This is a genomic window from Empedobacter sp. UBA7248, from assembly GCF_002472945.1.
Taxonomy (GTDB): Bacteria; Bacteroidota; Bacteroidia; order Flavobacteriales; family Weeksellaceae; genus Empedobacter; species Empedobacter falsenii_C.
This window is the reverse complement of record NZ_DKSU01000002.1, coordinates 18,059-42,888: the sequence shown is the minus strand read 5'-3', so window position 1 is coordinate 42,888 and position 24,830 is coordinate 18,059. Positions and strand designations below refer to the sequence as shown.

The following is a 24,830-nucleotide window of genomic DNA, read 5'->3' as shown; positions in this document are numbered from 1 at the left end:
ATCTTTTATTCTATTTAGATACACAATTTAAATTAATAGATTCTTGAGATAAATTTATAGTTTTTTTATCCTGATAAATTAATTTTGGATATTCACAGATATAATATTTTTCACCTGGTTGAATATTTTCAATTTTATAAATCACGAATTTATTGTTTACTCTTTTTAAATAGAATTTATCTATTGTTGTATGTTTCGTGTATTGTAAAAGAATTAATTGATATTCATTCTTACTTTTTTTTTCTAAATTAATTTTAAAAGCATTCCTTCCTTGATAGTTTCTGACAATCAATTTATATGGGTATTTAAACATAATAATTGAATTATCTAAAATTATTTCAAATTGATCAACATTATTTTCTATATTATCTAATCTAAATTCTCCACTTTTTTTAAATTTTATTAAATATAAATTATTTGTTTCTAAAACGATATCGGCTATTTTTGAAGATTGATGAGTACTTTTTTCATTTCCAAATACAAAAAAATCTTGTTGAGCTTTGCAAGAAGAAAAAATAAAGACACTTAAGAATAAAAAGCAAATTCTAATGATTCTTTTCATAATTCATAATTTCTTTCATAAGTTTTGTAAATAATTTTCTTTCTTCCAATCCAAATGGATTTTTAACATTACCATTTATAGCTCTAGAAACTTTTAATACATCATCTCCATCAGCTAACAAATTAATATTTTTCCCTACTGAAGGTACTCCTCCTAGTAACCAATTCCACCCAGAACTATCACAAGCGTATGCAATTTCTGTAGATATTCTTTTAGTAAAAGGAATTAGTTTATTTTTATAGAAATCAGTATCCGTTACTTTAAATTTTGTGTTACTTAAATAGTTATAATAGTCTGTATACGAATAATCGTGCGTTAATTGAAGTAATCCTCTTCCTCTAAATTGCGGACCTCCTTCATAATTTTTCATGTAAGAATTATCTTTTTCATAACTTAATCCAAATCGTTGAGTTTCATGATAACATTGTGCTAAAAAATGAATTTTTCTAATACAAGTATTAATTTCATATTTTTTGAATGTATTATTTAATGCAGTTGTAAAAGCATGAAAAGAAGGTTCTTTTATTTTTTCAGGGTTATCTAAATAAAACAATTTTTCACCCAATTCTTCATACTGAGATCGTTCTTTAAATTGTTTTTTCCCATCTTTTAAAATTGGTAAACCTTTATTATCGCGAACAATATTTTTAACAGTTTTACCATTATCATAAACAATTTCTTTTTTCCTAAGTTCAATTATAATATTTTTGAATTCATCAACAGTAAAATCTCTGTTACAATAACATTTACTAGGAGGCAATAAATCCTCCTCCTTAGGCAATTCTATTTCCTCATATTCTCCCACATAAGTATTTGGAGCTAACCATTGATTTTTTAGTCCTGCATTAAATTCTGCACTACCACCATAAACATTAAAAACAATATCTTTATCACTTGTAATTTTAGTAATTCCTTCTACTATAGTAATCTTCATAATATCAAATTTTTAAAAGTCATTTGTTATTTCTCCACTATTTCTTTTAATTGTTGTAGAAGCATTCACTTTTACATGTGTCTCACTATTTACTTTCATTTCTTTAGAGGAAGATTCTCTTCCTTCTACAGCGTGGCTTTGTAAATTTCCTTTGATATATTCTATGAAATTTCCTATCACATTTACCATATAATTTGTTCCAACAGATAGGTTATTTAACAAACCTACTGTTGTTGTTTTATTCTGATTTATAGATTCTATTGAATTTCCAATAACAGATAAATTAGAATTTGCTCCTACAGAAGTAGTCATATTCTGTCCTACAGAAATATTGAGATTAGCTCCTGCATTAAAATTGATATCATTAGGCGCGGTCACAGTGATATTTCCAGCCCCATCCATAAACCAAGTATTTCCACTTGGATCTAAAATTGTGACACTTTTTTCGTTGTCATTCATCAAAACTTTGATACCACTTTTCGTTTGAATAGAACGCATATGGTTATTCGCTCCACCACCCAATCCTACTTTTCCGTGGAACATACCGCCCATGACAAAAGGTCTGTCAGGATGATTGTGTACAAAGCCAACCATCACTTGGTCACCAACTTCAGGAATCGCAACATAACCACGATTTTGCGTCACTTGATCTGTACCTCCAGCATCAGGCGACATCATGCGAATAAAGTTGGTTGTATCATGCAATTGCCAATCAAATTTTACGGTCACACGACCTTGTCCTTTTGGATCAGCATTTGAAATGACAGTTGCAATCTGTGGTTCTGCTTTTGGTATTGTAAACTCAGGTTTTGGTAAAAATCCAGTATCCGAAGCAATCGCCTTGAAACGTCCCGTATAATGTCCTAAAGTATCAATATCATGCTCCACATCCGTAATCATAATTCGAGTGAAATAAGATGTTTTGTTGCTGTTTTGTTTGCGCATTTCTAAATCAGCCACACAACCAGGATATAAAAATGGAATCGTTGTAGAACCGCTTACCGTAAAGACTTCAACACCTTTTTGTCCAGCCTCACTTTCTTGCGCATTTACCACATCTTTGTCTGTATTTGCTTTGATTGGTGCAACTTGTAAAGCTTTAGTTTTAAAAATATTCTCGTTGTTTTTATAAGCTGTTTGAGCCAAATCACTTCTGTGTTTAAGNNACCAAATTAAGCGGTTTATTTTGCGGTGGCAATTGTCCAAAATGCAAAACTTCACCATCATAAAAAAATTGTTCGCCATAAGCAGAAGCCATTCGAGCCAAATAATTATAATGCGTTTCGTTGTACTGTGTGCTATACACGATATCCGAAGCATCTTTTGCATCAACCCGAATATCAAATTTAGAATCACCAAGTCCTTCTTTAATCAATTTATTCGCAATAATACTCATGTTGACTGGTCTATCACCTCCAAAACTCTGTGTATGTGGTGCGCCATCCAACAAAATAGTTGGACTAAACCCCGATAATACGATATTTCCAAGGCTAGAATGTTCTTGTAAATACCCCACTTTTGTAATGACTCCGACAAAAGTTCTTTCAGGACTATCATCAATATCTTTGTATCGAATAACGACTGTTAAGCGGTTTCCGAGGAATTTATTTGAAGTTTCGAGTTTGTGATTTTCATAATTACCAAATGTATCATGATCCAAAACTAACTCGAATTGATGATGAGTTTGGCTATGTTGCGTTAAAGAAAAATGCTTGTAATGCGGAACAATTTTACCATCAATTACGATTAATAATTTGGCTAAACGATTAATTCCAGCGACTTGGCTATCGTCAATAGCCTTAGCACCATTGTAGGGTTTGAAAGGTAGTTGCATAGGTGAGAGGTTTTGATTTTTAATACTTTAAATATACTCTTTTTTCATTTACAAACAAAAAACTCCTGATGCAGCCTTCGCATCGCACCAAGAGTTTTCAAGATTTCATAAGTTAGTTGGTTAGTAAACTTATACGATTTTCGATTGAAATAAATTATCGAGCAGAAGGCCAAACACCGTCGTAAGAAGCTGTTCCGTAATCAATTTTCTCTGCACTCACTACAAATGAAATTAACATATTGTTGTCGTTTAATGCGTCAAAATTTAATTCGTGTTGAATAACGTAACCGTTTTCCCACTTCAAATTAATTAAAACACCTTCTTCGTGTGCTTTATTAAACGTAATATCACCAACAGTTGGTTTATATTTTCCGTTTAATAAACTTTCCAAAATCGTAGAACTTTCAGTTGCCTCTACTGTTACTTTGATTAAAGCGTTAGAAGGATCAGAAGCTACACGCCCCGAAACATCAGTTGTTCTTGAAACTTGATAATCTAATTTGATGATTTTTTGGTCCTCACCACCGTTGAATTTTAAGACTCCTCTTGAATTGTTAGCCATAGTTGTAAATTTTAAGATTGATTTATTTTAATTTTTATCTAGGACTAAATTAGAAACAGATATTTTAATTAATCGTTTTTAACCGTTTACAATCGAATATGTAGTAGTTTTACGACATATGCATAACATAGTAGCGCATTAATTCAGGAAAATATTTTTAAAATGAATATTTATTCTGATAATATTTTAAATGTATTTAATTAAATCAAGCCAAATCATTAACATTTAACTTCTTGTGAAAAATATTTTTTTAAGAAGTTTAGAATTTTTTGGTGAGAGAAGGAGGAAGGATATTATTTCATAAAATAAGCTGAAAGAAGATCTTAATTAAATGAAATTATTAAAAACAGTTTTTAAGATTAAATATTTAGCCAAGAAATACCACAAAAAGTATTTAAACTACTAGTTTATTTAGCCGTTGTTAGGTTTTTATTGTCTGTTATTTTTATATACAGAAAGGGTTAAGTGTTTTATTCATAAATAGTTTAAGAGATTTAGGTGTGTTTTTGGTGGAGTGAATTTATTGAAATTTTAATATTTTATAAGTATTAAATAATATTCTTAAATCTAGTATTAACTATGGCTTGACATACAAAGGAAATACAATCATTGAATAGAATAGGTTTTTTCTTCTTTTCAATGTAATTTTATAGATGAAATAATTGAAACAAAAATGAAAAAAATAGATATTACAACTTTAGATGATTTGGACCAAATTGATCAAGCATCTTTTAATCAACCAAAAATTATTTATAAACACAGTACAACTTGTGGGTTATGCGATATTATTTGGAATATAATAAAGGAAAGCGATTTTGAACTGAATTATTTAGATTTATTAATGTATAGACCAATCTCTAATGAGATTGAGCGTCGTTACAATGTTCAGCACGAATCACCACAAATTTTAATAATAAAAGACGGAAAGTGTGTGTACAATGCTTCACATCGTAAAATAAAAAATGAAGAAATTCAAAAGCAACTAGATCAACTGGTTAATTTGTAATGTATCAATATTGGGATTATTTAAATAGTGCAATATATGGCACTATTTGATCATCCTGTGTTTTGAGCTAATAATCCTGCTCTTATTTTAACTTGATGTTTTCTTTCAGCATTCAATAATTTAATTTTTTCAATGACCTTTGAATTAGATTTCTTTAGCTGAAGATCCATATAATTTTTTGATAAAAATTGAGCGATGCGTTCACTATCATTCTTACCTCTAACTAATTCCATACTTCTTTTCAAATGCAAAGATTGATTACATAAATAGTAAGAAAAAATGGACTAAAACACTATAAAGTATAGCGTTAAATCGACCTGTGTTTTTCATTCCAATCAAAATTTCTTTTTTCTACAATTTAATCTTTTTCAAATCTAAAGGAATTCATTTCAGCTTCACATTATTGTAAGTCAGAGTGACGTTTGCAAAACGTTGTCTCGAAAACTTAAACGATAACTATTATAAAAACTGGCATTAAAACTATCATGGAAAGAAAATGATTTAAGTCCTAGTTATTAAGTTGTTACAAAAACTTTAAATGAAAAAGGATTTTAATGTTAAAAAGTTGAAGTGAATATTTAAAATGTTTTATAGTAGACAATTTGTAACATATTTTAAAGAAAAAATGAAATTTATTAGAAAATTTTATATCGAAACTATACTTTAACCTTCTATTTTTTTTAAGTAAAAGATTTATTAGTATCATTGCAAAAATTTAATCAGCTATAAATGAATTACTTTAGTAAAAAAAACATCAAATTTTTTATTATTTTAGCTTTAGCAAATGTATCTCATGCTCAAGTTAAAATAACAAATACAACTAATAATCTAGTTAATACTGATGCAATATTACATTTAGAAAGCCAGAATAATGATAAAGGTCTTCTATTAGTAAGAGTTGCTTTAACTTCTACTGATTCTTTTTCACCATTATCATCGCATGAAAGAGGCATGGTAGTTTATAATACTGCTACAACAAGCGTTCCACTAGGTGTAACTCCAGGATTATATTATAATGATGGAACAAAATGGATACGCTTATCTAAATCTGAGATACAATTTGGTGACATTAAAAATAGTTATCAAAGTACAGATCACAATGGTTGGTATTTATTAGACGGAAGAGCAACTACAACTTTATCTACTACAGCAAAAGCTGTTGCTTCTTCATTAAGTTTTACAACTTCATTACCTAATGCTAGTGACCAATTGCTAAAAAATAAAACAGGTTCTCAAAATTTAGCTACTTTATCTGGGGTAAATACATTTACTTTAACACAGGCAAATTTACCTAATGTAAACTTCACAGGAACTACAAATACAACAGGAGACCATACGCATACCTATTTGGACAATCCTATTACAACTCAGACTGCAAGTTCAGGAAATAATAATCCATTATTGGGAATTACAGAAGTAACTCGCTCTACGCTTTCTAGTGGAGATCATAATCATACATTTAATTTACCTTTAGGAGGATCAAGTGCACCAGTTGATTTAAAACCTAGAAGTTTAGTCACAAACGTTTTTATTTACTTAGGAAACTAATTATTATGAATATATCAAGAATAACTTATTATTTTATTTGTCTATTTTTACCTATAAGAATATTAGCTCAAGTAGGAATTGGAACAACTTCTCCAACTACTTCTGCAATATTAGAATTAAATAGTGCAAATCAAGGATTGTTGTTTAATAAAATAGCTCTACAAGGGACTAATTTAGCTGCACCATTAACTGCTCACCAACAAGGAATGTGGGTATATAATACTGCTACATCAGGTACTCATCCTAATAATGTTGTACCAGGATTATATTATAATGACGGAACAAAATGGATTATTATTACAGCTAGCGAGTCTTTTCCCAGAATTGGAGATATAAAACCAAGTATGAATATTACTGATCATAATGGTTGGTATGTATTAGATGGTAGATCTATTACAACAATATCATCTACAAATGCTCGACAAAATGCTACTAACATTGGTTTTTCAAGTGTTTTACCAAATGCAACGGATAGAATATTAAAAGGTAAATCTACAACAGAACAATTTGCAGCAATTGGAGGTAAAAATGTTTTAACACTTACACAAGCAAATTTACCTAATTTTTCATTGACAGGAAATACGAATGCTTCAGGAGCTCATAGTCATGATATAGCCCCTATGGGAGATTCAGATTGGAATTGGAATAATACTACATCTCCTAAAGTAACAGGATTAAGAACTGTACAAACTGAAACAAGAACAACAGCTTCATCTGGTAGTCACTCTCATACTATTACGATTCCGAGTGGTGGTACAGCTAGCCCAATTAGTAATTATCCCAAAAATATGACCGTAGTTTATTTCATTTACTTAGGAAAATAAAAAATATGAAAATTTTAAATACAATATTTACTCTTTTAGCAACATCTGTTGTTCTATATGCACAAGTTTTAATTAGTGATGAAACAACTCCTTCGTCTTCAATTAATAGTAATGCAATTTTGGAATTGAGATCACTCTCAAAATCTAGTGGATTGTTATTACCAAAAGTAAGTTTATCCTCTACAACTAATCCAGCTCCGTTACCTAGTCACATTGCAGGAATGATTGTTTATAACACAGCAACTGTAAATAATGCTTTGGTTGCAACCAATGTATATCCTGGATTATATTATAATGATGGTAGTTCTTGGTATAAAATGGATGCAAATATTCCTAATATTGGTGATATAAAATATGCAAGTACTAGCACCGATCACGATGGATGGTATTTATTAAATGGAAGAGCAATAACAACTTTAACTGTAACAGCTCAATCTAATGCTTCAAATATAGGTATAACGGGAAATTTACCAAATACAGAAAATACATTTCTAAAAGGAAAAACAGGATCAGAAACTATTGGTAGTATAACGGGTAATAATTCAGTTACACTAACGAAAACTAATTTACCAAATCCTACATATTCAGTTACTACACAAACTACAGGTGCACATACGCATACTTATTTGGATCGTGGTTCTGGTCAAATTCAAAGTACTGAAGGTGGACTTACACGAGATATTGTTGATGATATAGCGGCTGTTTCAAAAACAACCTCAACAGCTATTGATCACGCACATACATATACAGTAAGTACAGGAGGAAGTGATACTCCGATTGATATTACTCCATTGTATTTAGCTACAAATGTATTTATCTATTTAGGTAAATAAAATTGAATTCTTTATCTTAAAAATAACTTTATGTAAGACATTATTTGATTGCAGGTAAATTTATAAATAAACAAATGACACTCTTTATCATTTAAAGGTGTCATTTGTTTTTTACAAGTTATGAACCATCTTTTTATTATAAACACAACTTTTAAAATTCAATAATATCTTTTAAAAATATGAAATTATGTATTTATTTTGTAGCTGATTAGACTTTGAATAAATTATTCTGAAATTTGAATTGCTAATAGAATGACAGAAATGAAATATTATCACTTAGATAGTTATTTTACAACTTTTTTATTAGAGACTTATGTTCTCAATTTTTCTTATAACAAAATCAAATTGTCTATCAAAACCTTTTTTTAGATCATCTGCTTGTGGCTGTATTTCGATATCAGGTTGTATTCCTTTTGGATCAGCTTTAAAATTTGGAGTTTTCATTTTATATTGAAAAGTTGGGATCCAGACTACAGTTTTAGAATAAGGTAAGACAAATGCCTGTCCTCCAGCATTACTATAATTACTACCTTGCGAATATTCACCATAAAGAGTTCCTATTTTATATTCTCGCATCATAGCCAATAAATGACCTGTAGTTGAAAAACAACCTCCATTAATCAATACATGAATTTGCCCTTTGTAATAATTTGGTTTATTTTGTTGCTTCTTAAACCACCAAAAATCATCTGCGCTATTAGTTGATGTAAAGCAGTTAAGTCCGTTTATTTTCTTTGTTTCAGCTAAATTTATTTCTTCAATATTCTGGGGATATTGTGCATAATGCTTCCAGTTTTTTACACTATTGTATTTTGTTCCTACATAATCAAAATAATAATAAGGCCTATTTATGAGATAAGAAAACAAATAGTTGGCTATTTCTCCGGCTCCCCCGCTGTTATCACGTAAATCGACTATTAGGTTTTTCGTTTTTAAACTATCAAGCTTTGTAAAAAAAATATCTAATTGTTCTTGCGCAATCTTTCTGTCAGCTTCATTATATCCATTACTAAACGAATGAAATTTGAGAACGGCTATTTTATCTTTTCTAATTTCAGTGGTTAAAGGTTGAATATTTTCTGTAGTACTTTTTGTGAAGCGATCAAAAGTGATTCCGTTTAATACTATTTTTTGTTTTTTGTTATTCTTATCTCTATATTCAATCTCAAACTTTTCGGCAGGGTTGTAAATAAAATAATAAAAAGGAAAATTAATAAATTTCATATTCAATCCCGTTTCATTTTTACCTTCCAAATGAATGTATTTTTTGATTTCTTTTACGATGGAATGAATATCTTTTCCATTTATTTTAAGAATTTTTAAACCTTTATAATTTGAATTTTCATTGATTGATTTATTAAAATAATATTGATTATGAATCTGATATATGCTGAATGGGAAAACTGGTTTATCTTTTAGTAATGTCGTAATTTGTCCTCTGTCAACTGTTGTGTGTCCATCTTTTACTTTTGCCATTAGTGTGGCTGTGATTTTGTAATAGTCTACAATAGAAAGATCATCTTTTATTGAATTTTTCAAATCAAAATAGGTTTTATAAAATTCTTTTTCAGTAGAATACATAAATAGGCCTGGATGAATTGTAGATATCAAATTATAAAGCTCTGTAAATTCTGTAGCAATATGGTTTTTCTCTAACTTTTTATCCAATAATAACTGCTGTTGTCCAAAACAGAAATTAATTGTAAAACTTAAAAATAATATTTTTTTTAAAATCATTCAATTGTGTGTTAAAGTACTTTAGTTTAACGAAATTAAAAAAAATAAAATTTTACTCAGGACATTCTAAATGTTTTCAAATGAATTTATATACTCTTCCGAGAAGTCTTGACACAAATTAAAATACTATAAAGAGTATAATGTCTTATGTGAAAAGATACCTCAAAATAACAACAGATTGAGATTCTATTTACCAATAATTTAATTAAATCCCACCATATCGTACAAAACTACCTAAAATTAACATCAGTATACTAATAGTTGTTACGGCTATGATATGAAATGTCATCAGAGGAAGTTTTGAATAATCTGATTTTAGACGAGGAAGCACATAAAACTGAGCGCTTATAGCCAATAAGACAATCATTGCAAGGCCTATGAGTTTTAGCGAGACAACACGTTCGATCGGATTTTCGAAATGAAACCAATTACTGATTTTGATGGTATAAATATAGGACATTCTTACTCCTGTAATGACCATGATTAATAAAGCAGGCAGTCCAATACGTTCGTATTTACTTTCAAAAGAAAATAACTTTTCTACTGATTTTTCTTTCCATACTTGCGGTAAAATAACTAAACTTAATATAATATGACCACCTACCCATATTGTAGCGCCTATTAAATGAAAGATTAATAATAAATGTAATTCGTGCATATTTGTTAAGATAACAACATTTGGATTTAAGATTTTATACGAGTTTGTTATTTACAACATCATCGTGTTCTTTTCTATGACCTTATTTCACTAAAATCAATTGACTATTTTCTAAAGCCTCTAACTTATGTATAACATTAGGTTCAATGGTTATAAAATCATTAGAATTTAACTCTATTGTTTGTTCATTTTCATCAGAATACACTACTTTTCCAGTAACACATAAAAGCAGCGCAGCTATTTTTGTGGTATGCTCTTTTAAAATATTATTTTCCAATAATTGAATTGATGTTACATTACTTGACTCTCCTTTGAAAATACTTACCGCACTGACACCCTTATCATTCGCATGAATGCTATTTAAACATGACAATTTATCCATCGTGAATTATTTTATCATCTAAATTTATTTCAAATCCATCAAATATTCTACTCAATTCTATGTATATTTTCTTATTTATATTCATTAATGATTAATCATTATAGATTGCTTCTAAAGAGGTTGTTTCGTGTTATTCTCTTTATTTTTATGTTATCAGCAGTAGTATTTTAATTTTTGATAAAAATTCAGGAGAATTGATATATACGCATGATCCAAAGGATAAAAACTTTGGAGAAAAAGTTGTTAGAGCAAACTATGATATAGATGTCTGATCAATTTTAGATTACCTACAAAATATTCGTTTTTTTTTGTAAGCTTAATTTGTGCTTTTCTACGAGTAACAGGTTTTATGACATGATGGAGAAGAAGGAAAAGAAGGAAAAAAACATAAGTGTTATATTACTTCAATTTTAATCCATCTAACTAATAATTCTTGAGGGTTTAAATTTCTAATGATGGTTATTTTTGAGTTGATTTGATTGCCCAAAACATGAATAATGGTTGTAAAAATAATCTTGCTAAACGCTTTTGATCCGTATCTAGACCAAATCCATTTCTATGATTTTTATATTGAGCCCAATTTCCAGGAAATACAGCAGCGAAAAAAACAGCTGTTATTTTTCCAACAAACTCTTTTTTTTCTTTTGGAGCTAAAATAACAGCGCTTCCTAAAGCAATTTCGGAAATTCCTGAATATACCACAGTATCATCTTTATCTAAGGGCACCCAATTAGGAACTTGAGCTTTAAACTCTTTTCTCGCAATTGTTAAATGGGTAATACCCGCTACCACTAAAAAAGCACCTAGGCTATAACGAGCTATATTTTGTTTCGTTTTCTTTTTCATAATTATATTTATTTAATATTTACCATCCAATTAGATTAGATATTCTTTCTGATTGTAGTTATAAAATTTACTTTTTGATTATTTAGTTGGTCGATCAAAACCAAAGGTTTCTAAGCGACTATCTTTTTGGTTAAGAATGATATTTTTTAAAACTTGAGCTGCAACCATCGAAAATGTAATTCCATTTCCTCCATAACCTAATGCAAATAACGTTCGGTCACCTTTTTTCCATGGTCCCATATAAGGTAAACCATCATTTGTGGAGCTAAAAGTTCCGCACCAAGCCATTTCGGTATTGAATTCAATTTCTGGATATAATCGACTAAACTTACGTTCAAGAGTTTTGATTTTTGTTCGAAGTAAATCATCTCTTTTATCAGGATTTTGAAAATCTTCATCTTCACCACCAACTATCAATCGATTATCTTTTGTTGTTCGCATATAAAGATATGGTTCTGCTGTTTCCCATATTAAGCTACGATTTGGCCAAACCATTTTTTTATCAATGGGAGCCGAACAAATCGCGTAAGTAGATAATAAATTCATTACTTTTTTAGGTAGAAATTGACCAGCTTCAAAACCAGTAGCAACAATTACATATTTGCACGAAATAGTATGTCCATGCTCGGTCAATAGTTCGCAATTGTTTTTATTTTCGTTTATTTTTTCCACTTTTGTATGGGTAAAAATCTGTAATTTATGTTTTTCTTGATGATACTTTAATAAATTGATAGCGCCTTTATAAGCATCTATCTGGGCAGAAGTATCATTTTGCAATGCTGCAATTCCATCAATATTTTGGTAAGTTTTCAATTGCTTAGCATCTAAATACTTCACAGGCAAACCGACTTCTGTTCTTATTGCATATTCTTCGTCTAACAATTTTACACCTTGCTGATTACTCGCTAATAAAACTGTAGGAACACGTGTAAAATCAGCATCAATATTAGTTTTTTTGAATATATTTTCTATATCTGTAATAGATTCCAAGCAATTGAAATAAGCATCAATCGCAATTTTTTCGGGAACAATATTTATTAATTTACTTAATGGGGTATCAATTTCATATTGTAATTGAGCAGTACTTGCTGCAGAACTTCCTGTGGAAATTGTTCGTTTATCGATAAGAGCGCATTCTATACCTGCTTCACATAATTCGTGCGCAACTAAAGCCCCTGTAATTCCAGATCCTATGATGGCAACATCTATTTTATAATTTTTGCGAAGAGGATGATATAAGTCGAAAAATTCGTTTTTAACAATCCAAAAAGGTAATCCAGAATGTAAATCCATATTATTTAGTTGTGTGGTTTAAAAAACACACACTAAAACCGAGCCAATAATGTTAGTTATCAATTGTTTATTCGAATAAATAATCATATAAAATTTTTAAAATTCTGATTAATGGCTTGATGCTTACAGTGAAATAATCAATACAATTACAAGAAATTAATTATTATGGCGAAAATTAAATAGAAAAGATTACACCATACATTATATAGATTAGGTAATAAAATGGATAAGTCTGTAATTTTCCCCATGCTTTTAACTGAGCTAAGTTTTACGAAGTACGAGAACTCGAAAAACAAAAGTTTATGAATTTAGAAAGGAGCAAGGAACTTTTTTAGATTGTTAAATTAATTAAAAAACAAAAGCAAAAAGCTTTTGGCGAATTAAATAGAGTAGAAGTTCAATTCTCCCTTCAACCACCATTTAACAAAACCAATTTGTTACACAGCTCAAAAAAAAAACTCCTTAAAATCCCTTTTAAAGAGGTTACTATTTATATTATTTTATGTTTTGTGCCTAAAATCGAAGTTGTGCGCAGGTTACCAATGTTAGCTGAAGTTATATTTCAATAGTTTTAGGGACTATATCCGAATCGTGATTGGCTATCGCTTCAATACAATTGGGTTGCGCGGCAATTTCTTTTGTCCATTTCAAAGACTTAATAACCTCTTGTTTATCTACTTGTACACCGGGTAGAATCATTTGTTCCCAAGATTTTTTGGCGTAGCCTGTATCGCTTGTCAACAATAAAAAATGTCCGTTATTCTGGATGATGGTTGAAGCCAAACCGTGTGTGTGACCAGGTGTATTAACAAAAACGACCGAATTATCTCCAAATAAATCATAGGAAAGATTTTGTGGACCTATATTCGATTTTTCAAAACTAAAGGTTTCCAAATTTATTCCTTCCCACATATTGGGAACGTAACGATAGGGCATTTGTTCGGCATCTCGCATTTCGATGTCGCTCACCAATATTCGTTTGGCGTTTTTTACCAATTTCAATCCGCTGACGTGGTCAGAATGCAAATGACTCAACACGAGATAATCGATATCCGAATCTTTGTAACCCAATCTTGCCAATTGTTCGTTAATTGCTTGCCCTGCTGGCAAATCAGCTTTGTTAATCAACCAATGTGCAAATCCCATGTGTTTACGCCCTTGGTCGCCAATTCTTACATCGGTATGCCAACCTGTATCAATTAAAATCAGACCTTTTGGATGTTCAATTAAATAGGCAGAAACGGGTAGCCAAACTTGATGTTTTTTACTTCTGAAAACGCCTGTATAGGAAATAGGATTCCACGTTTTTTCGCTAAATGGTAAGGAAGAATCCACTTCAACGCTGCCACAATGTAAAATATGCACTTTTATTGTTTCCATTTCTTTTGTATTGATTACACAAAATTACATGCGAAATTCTAGCAAAAAATTGATTGAAATCAAAAAAGCTATTTTCCGGCTCGTAATCGGCTCAAGGTTTCTTGCGTCATTCCCAAATAACTTGCAATGGTATTTAGCGGAACTTTATTAAAAATAGCGGGTTTGCTTTGCATTAAATCATCAAAACGTTCTTTGGGCGTTTTAAAATGAGTGGAATAAATATGCTCCGTAAATTTTCTGATATTCTCAATTAAAAACTTTTTGTCCAATTGTAAAAGACGGGGATTTTGTTCGCAAAGTTGCTCCCAGACAGCATAATTAAGCTTTATAATCTTGGTTTCGGTAACCGATTGAATTCCAAATTTGCATTCTTTGTCATAAAATACACTTTCCACAGGAAGGCTAATTTCATTTTTTTCACAAAAAGCCAAGGTAATATCCCTTGCATCGGTTTCATAAAAAACTCGGATAATCCCTTCTTCCACGAAATATATTTTTTTTGAAAGAGAAAAAGGCTCTAAAATGATTTCTTTTTTCTGAAAATTATGCGTGGAGCAATTATTCATCAACAATTCAATTTCAGATTGAGATAAATTGATTTTTTCTGATAAAAATTGAGCAAAATTCAAGGTAATTGTTATTTGTATTTGACTTTGAGTGGTTTTATATCATTGATTAAAAATAAATTCTCAATGCACTTTCTCTTCACTAAATTATGAAAAAAACATTTAATAAAAACATAAACTTTTGTTTTTCAGTATTTTTGTGGTTAAAAATTATATAAACCTATTTTTTCCGCTTCATAAAAGGATTATAAGAAATTCCTAAATTAAAATAAAACGAAGGATCTTGTGTTGATGAGAAAATTTTGTCATCAAAAGTATCTTTTTTGTTAAATAAACCGTTAGTAACCATGGTTTTTACTCCTGTTTTGGCAGTGATAATAAAATTGTGTTTTAACAAATATTCATACTTCAATCCATTATTTAAATCGACTTGTCTGTATTCATATTTTTCAGATAAATTATTAGGATTCAAATGATATAAATAAAACGTGTTAGCTTCCAATTCAGTTCCTATTGATAATCGAGAATTTTTGAAAGGATGCATTCTGAAAAGAATTTGCTTTGGTAAAATAATATCTGCAAAAAAGTCATTATTAAATCTATGTTGTAAGGTAAACATTGGAATTACAGGTGTTTTAGTACTTTCATCAATGTTCAAACCTAATCCTACTAATATTTTAGTTCGATCTGTAGATTTTAATAAAATATTACCTGTTATGAGACCTTTTACTCTTCCAAAATATTTGTCGCTACCATCCAAAATAAGACTAGAACTTAGAAAAGTAGGCTTGTTAAAAAGTTTTGTACTATAAGCCAAATTCAGGGATTCGTAATGATAATGTGCATTAATATCTACATTTTTTGTTTCTTGAAACGTTGATTTATCAAATTCTATATCCATATTGGTATTCTTATAACCAAGAGTCGTACTAAGAAGCCAATTCTTTTTTTTCAAAATATTGATATTTGTACTGATATTCAACTGTGAATAATGATTAATTCGATTACCATCAGTTTTGTTTCCATCAATTTTCGAAGTAAATTTAGTTGGCGTGGCGTAGCTGTATTCTACATTAAAAGGTCTTGCAACAGAAAATTGCTGCGTCAAATACATATAAGCTTTTTTAGAAATACCATCTTGTTCTTTTATTTCCTCATTGTCTTGCGCACATACATTGGTAACATTTGTTAGAAAACAAAATAGTATTGTTGATGTTTTAATTAATTTCATGGCTATTATCTGGCTTGAAAAATTGTTTGTTTATAAAAATTGAAATTAAAAATTTTGTCAAAAAGATTGAATTTATGATCATTGCTAATGCTTTCAATATTAATTGGTTGTTGAGAATCTTTAACAAAAACAATCCATAATTCATTCAGAAATTCTTTTTCTTTTATCATCAAAAGTTTTTGTGTGGCAATAAGTGATTCAATTTCTTCGAGTTGCTCACAAAACACAATTCCGATTGATTTGTTTTCATGGGAAATAATGCTACAATTGTATTTCAAAAAATCTTTGATAAGAATTGAATCATTGTAGATTTCTATAAACCGAATAAGGTCAACTATTTGAATAATTTTACACTCAAGTTGTTCTTCTGATAATGAAGTTTCGTCTATAAGATTATATAATTCTAACACTTTTGCTTGCGACATAATTACTAATTTTTCGATGTAAATAAAAAAACAAAAAGTCAGTACCAAATTCAATTTTATACGAACCAATGTATATTTTATACAAAACCGAAGAATTGCGAGGTTTTGTATAAAAACAGAATCATTTTGTATAAAAAAATATAATGTCTTTTATAAAGAAGTAATTTAGCAATCTAAATATTTTGAGTAATTACTATCTCTAAATAAATCGAAATGGAGGAGAAAATTATAGCTTTTTTATTGAACAAGAAATTGAAATTAGTTAGGCAAATCATATTTCTACTATTTTTCTTCATTTTCTTGTATTGCTCAGGATTTTATATCAGATTTCCCAAAGAAGTCCGTATCTATTGGTTTGTTAGCGTGTACACTTTTTTTGTCATCATGTTTTACATCAACACCTATTATTTGGTTCCTAAATTTTTGGAGAGAAAATATTTAACCTATTTTTCACTTTTAATCTGTCTAGTTATTGTAACCCTAAGTATTGTACTTTTAACGAATCGATATATCTTACATTTAAATACTCCAAAAGGTGAGTTCTTTATGTTACAACCAATCTATGGAATTTTTACTTCGATTAGTTTTATCATGATTACAACAACAACAAGATTAGCGCAGAATTGGATTATTGACAAAGAAAAAATTATTGAATTAGAAAAACTAACGTATGAAATGGAATTATCTGAATTAAAAAATCAAATTAATCCCCATTTTTTATTTAATAATTTGAACAGCGTAAAAGCACTTATCCGAAAAAATCCCGAAGAAGCTGTGAATACAGTTGTGAAGTTATCTGAATTTCTGCGTTTTCAGTTGTATGATAATCGAAACAATAAAAACAATTTGTGTCAAGAGATTTTATTTCTTACCAATTATTTGGAATTAGAGCAAAAAAGACGGGACGATTTTACGATAAAAATCAATAATGCTATTAATTCTGAATCACTTAATCAACGTTTAATTCCATCAAATTTATTCACCGTTTTTATCGAAAATGCGGTTAAACATAGTGTCGATGTTAATGATAATGCGTCTTATATCCATATTACTTTTAGCATAACAAATCTTATGTTGCATTTTGAATGTAGTAATTCTATCTGTCCAGATTTTAAAATTTCTGACACAAAAAATAAAGGAATCGGGCTTACCAATATCAAAAGAAGATTAGAACTTTTATATGGCGACAGCTATGAATTGAAGCTAAAAAAGAAAGAAAAAGAATTTGTTGTCACTTTAAATCTACCTTTATGAAATGTATTATAATTGATGATGAACCTCTTGCGCGTGAGGAATTATCGGAGGAACTTAATGGTTTTGATTCCGTTGAAATTATTGGAAGTTTTGGTAATGCAACCAAAGCGCTTGATTTTACTAAAAATAATCACGTCGATTTAGTTTTTTTGGATATTGAGATGCCATCCATAAATGGTCTCGAACTCGCAAAACAATTGCCTACGAATACATTATTTATTTTTACGACGGCTTATCCACAGTTTGCGATTGATGGCTACGAGCTAGATGCAATAGATTATTTATTGAAACCTATTTCGCAAGAACGGCTAAAAAAAGCGATTTCAAAAGCAGAATTATTGCATCAATTGTTATCAGAAAACACCATAAAATCAACAATTGAATCTAATTCAGAACAGTTTATGTTTATCAAGGCAGATCGAAGATTTCATAAATTATATTTTGAGGATATTACGCATATCGAAGCGTTGAAAGATTATGTCATCATTTATACAGACAAGCAAAAGTTGATAACCGCAATGAATCTAAAAACGATGCATACAAAACTTCCAAATACAAGCTTTTACAGAGTGAGCAAATCTTATATTGTGAATAAGAATCACATCACTTCTTTTGATTATAACACGTTGTATATCGATGATATTGCCATTGCAATAGGTTCTACTTATCGTAAATTATTTTTTGATAATTATAGCGAGGGGTATATAAAAATGGAGGATTGAGGCAAAACAACTGACAACACGTTTACTGTTAGGTATTTATAGTCCATCTTATATTCTGGCTTTTTGTACAACTGTTTTGCATTTGCCATAATATCTGGTTGTTACACTTTTTCTTTCCAATCATCACGTTCTATATTTTCTATTACAATTGAAAATGACTCTTCGCTATAACCGATAATTGATCGGGCTGTTTTTACCAGTTCGTCCGCTAGTTTTTATTTTTCAGATTTTCCTGTCCAAAGTTTTACGATAATATGTTCATTTTTTATTCAGGGGTTATTATTGTTTTCAAATGAATTCATATGACCTTCGGGGAAGTCTTGATAAAAAAACATTTGAAATTAAAAATTAAAAGGAGAAGCTTTATAAGCTTCGGTATATTACTTTTTAGTCAAGTAAAAAGTGACAAAAGATTCTTCAGTTTGATACTTCTACATCCTCAGTAACAAAGGTTCATTGCCTTAATTCAGAGTAGTAAAATTTTGTGATTGAAAGGAGATTTTAAACCATTTCTTTTTCTACCAATGTTTTGTAGCCTTGTATAAAACGTGATGCGAAATTGAATCGGTCTTTGACCAATTGCTGTTTTGGTGTAGCTATACGATTGGCTTTTCGAGGTCGCATACGCGAAATTTGTACGCCATCTACGTTTGAAACGATAATTCGTCCTATATGCCTTTCTCGTACCTGACAAAAGAGAATCTGTAATTTTACCCATTTTTTTTAATTTTTATTTGTTTATATTCTGGTGCAACAACAGTGTGAAATTAATCTCTCTAAATACGAGTCATGCAAAATTGACGAATGATGAACACATTCGCATCGTGATGAAATGAATTGACTTCTCATTGAGCCAACTGATGTTTTATGCTCTTAATTGGAGGTTGTATGCGTTGAAACGGTCAATTTTCTGTATCGCTGCTGTATCGGTTCCGTATCCATTCTGTATCGATTGTGTATGGCTTGTTCGGTGCTCGTGTATCGATATGTAGTAAGTAGATGTTAGAATTGTATTATGTATTATGTATTATGTAGTAAGTAATAAGTAGATGTTAGATTTGAGGATTGAGATATGAGATATGAGATATGAGATGATAGTATTGTATTATGTAATAAGTAGTATTTTTTGAGATCAAGGATGATATTCTTTGACAAGCTCTAAATGCCAAAATCTGGTACTAAATCTGATTAAAAATAATGTAACCGTAAACTATAAAAAACATTTCTATAATCCCCTTAAGAAGATAAATTCCCTCTTTAGAAGGAGTTGAAATTCTAAAACCTTAAATTGATTAGTTGCGAAGACTATGTTGTCTGATATAATATGTTCCTTACATAATCATAATGTAAAATTTTTGTTTTTTCATAAAGACTTTTATTTCAAATTAAATTTGAAAACTATTAAATAGAGTGTACCTTTGACTTGTGAAACTATGGGCAACTAAAATTTTAATTTTTTTATATATAACAACTTCAACTCAATTGTGTCAGTTATATAAATTGCCTGTGTTTATTTCTCATTTTATTGAACATGATAAAGGAGGAGATTTTTTGGATGAAATGAAAACTTTTTTAGTTCATCATTATGGTGGACATGAGGTTGATGCGGATTGGGAAACTGACCAAAAATTACCTTTCATGAAAGTTGAGTTTGTTCATATCGACTTTTTTTTCTCTCCAATAAAACTCTTCGATGTTTTACATTTAGATAAAGAAATTTCTACGACTTCAATCAAAACATTTGATGAAGATTTCTTATATACTCATTATTTAGATTCTATTTGGCAACCGCCAAAACAAGCGTGATTTTTTTAGATTTTACGATAGATTGATTCTTTCAATTTATCCAATTTCAGCTATTTACAACTTGTATTTAGCACATTTTTAATCTATACAATTTTACGATGTTAAATAAAATTATTGATTTTTCAATCAAGAATAAATTTATCGTGGGTTTGTTTACGTTGGCTTTGTTGGTATTTGGTATCTACGATGCAACAAAATTACCCATTGATGCACAACCTGATATTACATCTAATCAGGTTCAAATTATCACTGTAGCGCCTTCTTTTAGTGCAGAAGATATAGAACGCTTGGTGACTTTTCCTATCGAACAAGCTAATTCTAATATTGGTGGAATTACCGAAATTCGTAGTTTTTCTCGTTTTGGATTATCATTGGTAACCATTGTTTTTGATGACAATACAGATGTTTATTGGGCGCGACAACAAGTAAGTGAACGCTTGATTCAGGTTCAAAATGAGATTCCAGAAGGTATTGGTGAACCACAACTTGGTCCAATTTCGACAGGGTTAGGGGAAATCTATCAATACGTTGTTCGTCCTGCCGAAGGTTACGAAGATCAATATGATGAAACTGAATTAAGAACAATTCAAGACTGGATTGTTCGTCGTCAACTTTTGGGCGTTCCTGGAGTAGCGGATGTGAGCAGTTTCGGTGGAAAATTGAAACAATACGAAATAGCGATTGATCCGCAACGTTTACAATCTTTTAATCTGACAATTAATGATTTATTTGATGCATTAAGCGAGAATAATCAAAATACAGGTGGAGCTTATATCGAAAAAGGTCCTACTTCTTTATTCATCCGCTCTGAAGGTTTAATTGGTAAAATAGAAGATATTGAAAATATTTTGGTCAAACGCTCGCAAAGCGGAACACCTATTTTATTGAGAGATGTTGCAGATGTAAAAACTGGTTTTGCTACACGTTATGGTGCAATGACATATAATGATACAGGTGAGGTTTCTGGTGCAATTGTTATGATGTTGAAAGGAGCGAATAGTAACGAAGTGGTGAAGAATGTACAACAACGCATCGAAGAGATCAAAAAGACGTTACCTGAAGGAGTTGTTATTGAACCTTTCTTAGACCGTAAAAAAATGGTTGACAATACCATTCATACGGTTGAAACAAATCTACTTGAAGGAGCCTTAATCGTTGTCTTTATTTTAGTGCTTTTCTTAGGAAATTTACGTGCTGGTTTTATTGTAGCTTCTGTTATTCCTCTAGCCTTATTATTCGCGATTATTATGATGAATATTTTTGGTGTAGGTGGAAACTTGATGAGTCTAGGCGCATTAGATTTCGGATTAATTGTTGACGGAGCTGTGATTATTGTAGAAGCGGCGATGCATCAGTTAGCGCACAACAAAAAGTTTGGGTTGAAGAACAAATTAACACAAACAGAAATGGATCAAACAGTTGGTTCTTCAGCTAAAAAAATGGTGAATTCGGCTGTTTTTGGTCAAATTATTATTCTAATTGTTTATTTACCAATTTTTACTTTACAAGGAATAGAAGGAAAAATGTTCAAACCAATGGCGGAAACAGTTGCTTTTGCATTGATTGGTGCATTTATTCTTTCGTTGACTTATGTTCCGATGATGACCAGCTTATTCTTAAGTAAAAAGAAGAAAGTTAAACCTAATTTATCGGATCGTGTAATGGCTAAAATTGAGATTTTCCATCAGAAATATTTAATCAAAGCCTTAAAAGTTCGTACTATTATTTTAGCAATTGTGCTTTCTCTTTTTGCTATTGCTGTTTTTGTGATGTCTCGTTTAGGAGGTGAATTTATTCCAGCTTTAGAAGAAGGCGATTTTGCTGTAGAAGCACGTATTTTACCAGGAAGTAATATTACGACAACAATAGAATATACAAATAAAGCAGCTAAAATATTGAAAGATCGTTTCCCTGAAGTTGAAATGGTTGTGACAAAAATTGGGAGTGGAGAGATTCCTACCGAGCCAATGCCAATGGATGCAGGAGATATGATTATTGTTTTGAAACCTAAAAAAGAATGGACTTCTGCCACAACTTTTCCAGAATTATCGGATAAAATGAGTAAAGCTTTGGAAGATGTTCCAGGACTTTCAACAGGATTTCAATTTCCTGTTCAGATGCGTTTTAACGAATTAATGACAGGAGCACGACAAGATGTGGTGGTGAAAATATTTGGTGAAAATTTAGATAGTTTAGCCAATAATGCAGATAAATTAGGAAAAATAATCAATACTGTAAAAGGAGCGCAAGACTTATATATCGAACCAATTAATGGAATTCCGCAAGTTGTGATTGAGTTTGATCGCGCTTTATTAGCGCAATATGGATTGAGTATTGGAGAAGCAAATCGAATTATTAATATGGCTTTTGCAGGACAATCTACTGGAATGGTTTTCGAAGGTGAAAAACGTTTTGATATGGTGGTTCGTTTAGCAGAAGATAAACGCGAAAATATAGAAGATATTCGAAATTTATTGATTCCTACTGCTTCTGGAATTCAGATTCCATTGAATCAACTGGCAAAAGTAGATTATAAAAATACGCCAAATCAAATTCAGCGCGAAGATGCAAAACGTAGAATTGTTGTTGGATTTAATGTAAAAGGACGCGATATAGAGAGTGTTGTACAAGAGTTGCAACAAAAGGTTGATGCTCAAGTCAAACTTCCTACAGGATATTATGCGACTTATGGTGGAGCTTTCGAAAATTTGAATCATGCAAAAGCTCGCTTAGGTATTGCTGTTCCAGTCGCCTTGGTTTTGATTTTCGTGTTGTTATTCTTTGCATTCAAATCAATCAAAGAAAGTTTATTAATTTATACAGCCATTCCGCTTTCTTCAATCGGTGGAATACTATTCTTAGCTGCGCGAGATATGCCTTTCAGTATCAGTGCTGGAGTTGGATTTATCGCCCTTTTTGGAATTGCTGTTCTAAATGGAATTGTATTAATCTCAGAATACAATCGTCTACGTGATAACGGAATTAAAAATACAACTCGAATTGTTATTATGGGAACACGAACTCGTCTTCGTCCCGTCCTAATGACAGCAGCTGTAGCCTCTTTAGGTTTCTTACCAATGGCTCTTAGTAATGGTTCGGGTGCAGAAGTTCAACGTCCATTAGCAACTGTTGTTATCGGAGGATTAATGGGTGCAACTTTTCTTACCCTTTTTGTTTTACCAATTTTATATGTTATGTTCGAAAATATTCATTTTAAAAAGAAATCAACTCGTCATAAATCAATTCCTACAGCTATTTTATTAGTTTTAGCTTTGTTTGGAGCAACTGCCAATGCGCAAGAACGTATGAGTTTTGATGAGGTTGTAAAATTAGCTGACGCGAATAACCTCGAAATTAAACAAGCAGAATTGACTACTGTTTATCACGAGAAAAATGTATTTGCCAATCGTTCGCTTTCACCTTTAGATATAGCTGCGGAATTTGGACAAGTGAATTCGGGTGAATTTGATAACAAATTTACTATTTCACAATCGTTTCAATTTCCTGTGGTTTTTAAACGTCAAAAAGCTTTGAACGAACAAATGATCAGTACTTCTAAAGCAAATGAACAATTGACGAAAGTTGAGATTAAACAACGATTAGCCAATTTGTATGTCAATATGCAAAATACAGAATATCAACAAGATTTATTGAAAGAAAATGAATTGATTTACCAAGAGTTTTTGAAGAAAGCAAATTTACGTTTGAAGAAAGGTGAATCAAACCGAAGTGAGGTTTCAACAGCTATTATTCAGTTGAAATCGATTCAAAATCAATTGAGATTAGTTGAGAATGAATTAGAAAATGAATCAAGACAAATTCAATTTTTAACCAATTCATCATTCAAAATTTATCCAACAAAAGATGGTGTGAATTGGAATGAAATTGCAGGATTATCTGTTTCAGATGCACATCCAATGTTAAAATTAGCGGAAGAAAATATTCAGACTTCAACGCTGGAAACTGAAGTTGAGAAATCGAAAAAAGTTCCAGTTTTAACAGTTGGATATTCAAATCAAAGCTTTTCTGATTTAGACAAAAATCGATACAATTCTTTTCAAGTAGGAGTTGGCTTACCTTTGTTTAATAGAGGAATTAATTCGTCAATCGAAGCCTCAAAAGTTAAAACTGATCTTGCAAAACAAGCGTATACTTTACAACAATCGAAGTTGCAACAAGATTTTGATGTATTAAAAAATAAAGTAAATGCTTACGAAGAAATGGTAGAGGATTTTGAACAATCTCAACTTCCTGCTGCGAATGATTTACAAAAAACAATTAATCGTCAATTACTAGAAGGAGAGATTAATTTTTTGGATTGGGTGATTCTGAATAATCAAATCATCGAAGTGAAAACAAAGTTTTTAGAAGCAAAGAATCTACGTAATCAGGCTTATGCCGCAATGACTTTTTATACTGCACAATAA

23 protein-coding genes are annotated in these 24,830 nt (G+C 30.4%); 8 read left to right on the top strand and 15 right to left on the bottom strand.

Features of this window, described 5'->3' with window-relative positions; all coding sequences use genetic code 11:
- Nucleotides 1-10 precede the first annotated feature (10 nt).
- From B4A23_RS00365 to tssD, 4 genes are all read right to left on the bottom strand, one after another.
- Nucleotides 11-562, bottom strand: a complete 552-nt coding sequence (locus B4A23_RS00365; RefSeq protein ID WP_291115554.1) for a hypothetical protein — start codon at nt 560-562, stop codon at nt 11-13.
- Nucleotides 546-1,496, bottom strand: coding sequence for a hypothetical protein (locus B4A23_RS00360; RefSeq protein WP_291115549.1), 951 nt, complete (start codon nt 1,494-1,496; stop codon nt 546-548). The genes B4A23_RS00365 and B4A23_RS00360 overlap by 17 nt, the downstream gene beginning before the upstream one ends.
- Before the next feature lie 12 nt (nt 1,497-1,508).
- The gene (locus B4A23_RS16520; protein ID WP_414647042.1) at nt 1,509-2,642 is read right to left on the bottom strand and encodes a phage baseplate assembly protein V; all 1,134 of its coding nucleotides are present in this window, start codon (nt 2,640-2,642) and stop codon (nt 1,509-1,511) included.
- Between the two features lie 842 nt (nt 2,643-3,484).
- A complete protein-coding gene (gene tssD, locus B4A23_RS00350; RefSeq protein ID WP_180904904.1) occupies nt 3,485-3,892 on the bottom strand; it encodes a type VI secretion system tube protein TssD in 408 nt (135 codons plus the stop codon).
- A gap of 673 nt (nt 3,893-4,565) precedes the next feature.
- Here tssD and ytxJ point away from each other — a divergent pair.
- A complete protein-coding gene (gene ytxJ / locus B4A23_RS00345; protein ID WP_291115546.1) occupies nt 4,566-4,898 on the top strand; it encodes a bacillithiol system redox-active protein YtxJ in 333 nt (110 codons plus the stop codon).
- 50 nt (nt 4,899-4,948) lie between these two features.
- Here the strand turns inward: ytxJ and B4A23_RS00340 are convergent, their stop codons facing one another.
- Nucleotides 4,949-5,131 carry a hypothetical protein gene (locus B4A23_RS00340; RefSeq protein WP_291115543.1) on the bottom strand — a complete coding sequence of 61 codons (183 nt, stop codon included), beginning with the start codon at nt 5,129-5,131 and terminating at the stop codon, nt 4,949-4,951.
- Nucleotides 5,132-5,627: 496 nt separating this feature from the next.
- Between B4A23_RS00340 and B4A23_RS00335 the strand changes: the two genes are divergently transcribed.
- From B4A23_RS00335 to B4A23_RS00325, 3 genes are read left to right on the top strand one after another with little or no spacing between them, the layout of a single operon-like run.
- The gene (locus B4A23_RS00335) at nt 5,628-6,446 is read left to right on the top strand and encodes a hypothetical protein (protein ID WP_291115540.1); all 819 of its coding nucleotides are present in this window, start codon (nt 5,628-5,630) and stop codon (nt 6,444-6,446) included.
- A 5-nt stretch (nt 6,447-6,451) separates the two neighbouring features.
- Nucleotides 6,452-7,270: a hypothetical protein gene (locus tag B4A23_RS00330; RefSeq protein WP_291115537.1), complete on the top strand. Its 819-nt coding sequence runs from the start codon at nt 6,452-6,454 to the stop codon at nt 7,268-7,270.
- Between the two features lie 5 nt (nt 7,271-7,275).
- Nucleotides 7,276-8,103, top strand: a complete 828-nt coding sequence (locus B4A23_RS00325) for a hypothetical protein (RefSeq protein WP_291115535.1) — start codon at nt 7,276-7,278, stop codon at nt 8,101-8,103.
- A gap of 303 nt (nt 8,104-8,406) precedes the next feature.
- Here B4A23_RS00325 and B4A23_RS00320 read toward each other — a convergent pair whose 3' ends face one another.
- The 9 genes from B4A23_RS00320 to B4A23_RS00280 form a co-directional block, all read right to left on the bottom strand.
- Nucleotides 8,407-9,840 carry a S41 family peptidase gene (locus tag B4A23_RS00320; protein WP_291115532.1) on the bottom strand — a complete coding sequence of 478 codons (1,434 nt, stop codon included), beginning with the start codon at nt 9,838-9,840 and terminating at the stop codon, nt 8,407-8,409.
- 205 nt (nt 9,841-10,045) lie between these two features.
- Nucleotides 10,046-10,498 carry a CopD family protein gene (locus B4A23_RS00315; RefSeq protein WP_291115529.1) on the bottom strand — a complete coding sequence of 151 codons (453 nt, stop codon included), beginning with the start codon at nt 10,496-10,498 and terminating at the stop codon, nt 10,046-10,048.
- Nucleotides 10,499-10,580: 82 nt separating this feature from the next.
- A complete protein-coding gene (locus B4A23_RS00310) occupies nt 10,581-10,880 on the bottom strand; it encodes an AraC family ligand binding domain-containing protein (RefSeq protein WP_291115526.1) in 300 nt (99 codons plus the stop codon).
- 459 nt (nt 10,881-11,339) lie between these two features.
- Nucleotides 11,340-11,726, bottom strand: coding sequence for a DoxX family protein (locus B4A23_RS00305; RefSeq protein ID WP_180906457.1), 387 nt, complete (start codon nt 11,724-11,726; stop codon nt 11,340-11,342).
- Nucleotides 11,727-11,804: 78 nt separating this feature from the next.
- A complete protein-coding gene (locus B4A23_RS00300; RefSeq protein ID WP_291115523.1) occupies nt 11,805-13,019 on the bottom strand; it encodes an NAD(P)/FAD-dependent oxidoreductase in 1,215 nt (404 codons plus the stop codon).
- A gap of 555 nt (nt 13,020-13,574) precedes the next feature.
- Entirely contained in the window at nt 13,575-14,399 is an 825-nt protein-coding gene (locus tag B4A23_RS00295; protein ID WP_291115520.1) for an N-acyl homoserine lactonase family protein, read from the bottom strand.
- Between the two features lie 68 nt (nt 14,400-14,467).
- A complete protein-coding gene (locus tag B4A23_RS00290; RefSeq protein ID WP_180906460.1) occupies nt 14,468-15,028 on the bottom strand; it encodes a Crp/Fnr family transcriptional regulator in 561 nt (186 codons plus the stop codon).
- A gap of 157 nt (nt 15,029-15,185) precedes the next feature.
- Nucleotides 15,186-16,196, bottom strand: coding sequence for a hypothetical protein (locus B4A23_RS00285; RefSeq protein WP_291115517.1), 1,011 nt, complete (start codon nt 16,194-16,196; stop codon nt 15,186-15,188).
- A 5-nt stretch (nt 16,197-16,201) separates the two neighbouring features.
- Complete coding sequence (locus tag B4A23_RS00280; RefSeq protein ID WP_291115514.1) at nt 16,202-16,621, bottom strand: hypothetical protein; 420 nt, start codon at nt 16,619-16,621, stop codon at nt 16,202-16,204.
- Nucleotides 16,622-17,167: 546 nt separating this feature from the next.
- Between B4A23_RS00280 and B4A23_RS00275 the strand changes: the two genes are divergently transcribed.
- Nucleotides 17,168-17,875, top strand: coding sequence for a sensor histidine kinase (locus B4A23_RS00275; RefSeq protein ID WP_291115512.1), 708 nt, complete (start codon nt 17,168-17,170; stop codon nt 17,873-17,875).
- Nucleotides 17,872-18,597: a LytR/AlgR family response regulator transcription factor gene (locus tag B4A23_RS00270; RefSeq protein ID WP_291115508.1), complete on the top strand. Its 726-nt coding sequence runs from the start codon at nt 17,872-17,874 to the stop codon at nt 18,595-18,597. Before B4A23_RS00275 ends, B4A23_RS00270 begins: the two co-directional genes overlap by 4 nt.
- Before the next feature lie 501 nt (nt 18,598-19,098).
- Here B4A23_RS00270 and B4A23_RS00265 read toward each other — a convergent pair.
- Entirely contained in the window at nt 19,099-19,221 is a 123-nt protein-coding gene (locus B4A23_RS00265; RefSeq protein ID WP_291115505.1) for a hypothetical protein, read from the bottom strand.
- Between the two features lie 876 nt (nt 19,222-20,097).
- Between B4A23_RS00265 and B4A23_RS00260 the strand changes: the two genes are divergently transcribed.
- Both B4A23_RS00260 and B4A23_RS00255 read left to right on the top strand, forming a co-directional pair.
- Entirely contained in the window at nt 20,098-20,403 is a 306-nt protein-coding gene (locus tag B4A23_RS00260) for a hypothetical protein (RefSeq protein ID WP_152606051.1), read from the top strand.
- Between the two features lie 98 nt (nt 20,404-20,501).
- On the top strand, nt 20,502-24,830 hold the full coding sequence (locus tag B4A23_RS00255) for a CusA/CzcA family heavy metal efflux RND transporter (RefSeq protein ID WP_291115502.1): 4,329 nt from the start codon (nt 20,502-20,504) through the stop codon (nt 24,828-24,830).

Bases quoted from the DNA above. Each gene is read 5' to 3' on its own strand.
- ytxJ (WP_291115546.1), top strand. From the start codon at position 4,566: ATGAAAAAAATAGATATTACAACTTTAGATGATTTGGACCAAATTGAT.
- B4A23_RS00305 (WP_180906457.1), bottom strand. From the start codon at position 11,726: ATGAAAAAGAAAACGAAACAAAATATAGCTCGTTATAGCCTAGGTGCT.
- B4A23_RS00325 (WP_291115535.1), top strand. From the start codon at position 7,276: ATGAAAATTTTAAATACAATATTTACTCTTTTAGCAACATCTGTTGTT.
- B4A23_RS00320 (WP_291115532.1), bottom strand. From the start codon at position 9,840: ATGATTTTAAAAAAAATATTATTTTTAAGTTTTACAATTAATTTCTGT.
- B4A23_RS00280 (WP_291115514.1), bottom strand. From the start codon at position 16,621: ATGTCGCAAGCAAAAGTGTTAGAATTATATAATCTTATAGACGAAACT.
- B4A23_RS00365 (WP_291115554.1), bottom strand. From the start codon at position 562: ATGAAAAGAATCATTAGAATTTGCTTTTTATTCTTAAGTGTCTTTATT.
- B4A23_RS00255 (WP_291115502.1), top strand. From the start codon at position 20,502: ATGTTAAATAAAATTATTGATTTTTCAATCAAGAATAAATTTATCGTG.
- B4A23_RS00335 (WP_291115540.1), top strand. From the start codon at position 5,628: ATGAATTACTTTAGTAAAAAAAACATCAAATTTTTTATTATTTTAGCT.
- B4A23_RS00270 (WP_291115508.1), top strand. From the start codon at position 17,872: ATGAAATGTATTATAATTGATGATGAACCTCTTGCGCGTGAGGAATTA.
- B4A23_RS00315 (WP_291115529.1), bottom strand. From the start codon at position 10,498: ATGCACGAATTACATTTATTATTAATCTTTCATTTAATAGGCGCTACA.
- B4A23_RS00285 (WP_291115517.1), bottom strand. From the start codon at position 16,196: ATGAAATTAATTAAAACATCAACAATACTATTTTGTTTTCTAACAAAT.
- B4A23_RS00265 (WP_291115505.1), bottom strand. From the start codon at position 19,221: ATGCGACCTCGAAAAGCCAATCGTATAGCTACACCAAAACAGCAATTG.
- B4A23_RS00295 (WP_291115520.1), bottom strand. From the start codon at position 14,399: ATGGAAACAATAAAAGTGCATATTTTACATTGTGGCAGCGTTGAAGTG.
- B4A23_RS00330 (WP_291115537.1), top strand. From the start codon at position 6,452: ATGAATATATCAAGAATAACTTATTATTTTATTTGTCTATTTTTACCT.
- tssD (WP_180904904.1), bottom strand. From the start codon at position 3,892: ATGGCTAACAATTCAAGAGGAGTCTTAAAATTCAACGGTGGTGAGGAC.
- B4A23_RS00275 (WP_291115512.1), top strand. From the start codon at position 17,168: ATGTTACAACCAATCTATGGAATTTTTACTTCGATTAGTTTTATCATG.
- B4A23_RS00340 (WP_291115543.1), bottom strand. From the start codon at position 5,131: ATGGAATTAGTTAGAGGTAAGAATGATAGTGAACGCATCGCTCAATTT.
- B4A23_RS00310 (WP_291115526.1), bottom strand. From the start codon at position 10,880: ATGGATAAATTGTCATGTTTAAATAGCATTCATGCGAATGATAAGGGT.
- B4A23_RS00300 (WP_291115523.1), bottom strand. From the start codon at position 13,019: ATGGATTTACATTCTGGATTACCTTTTTGGATTGTTAAAAACGAATTT.
- B4A23_RS00360 (WP_291115549.1), bottom strand. From the start codon at position 1,496: ATGAAGATTACTATAGTAGAAGGAATTACTAAAATTACAAGTGATAAA.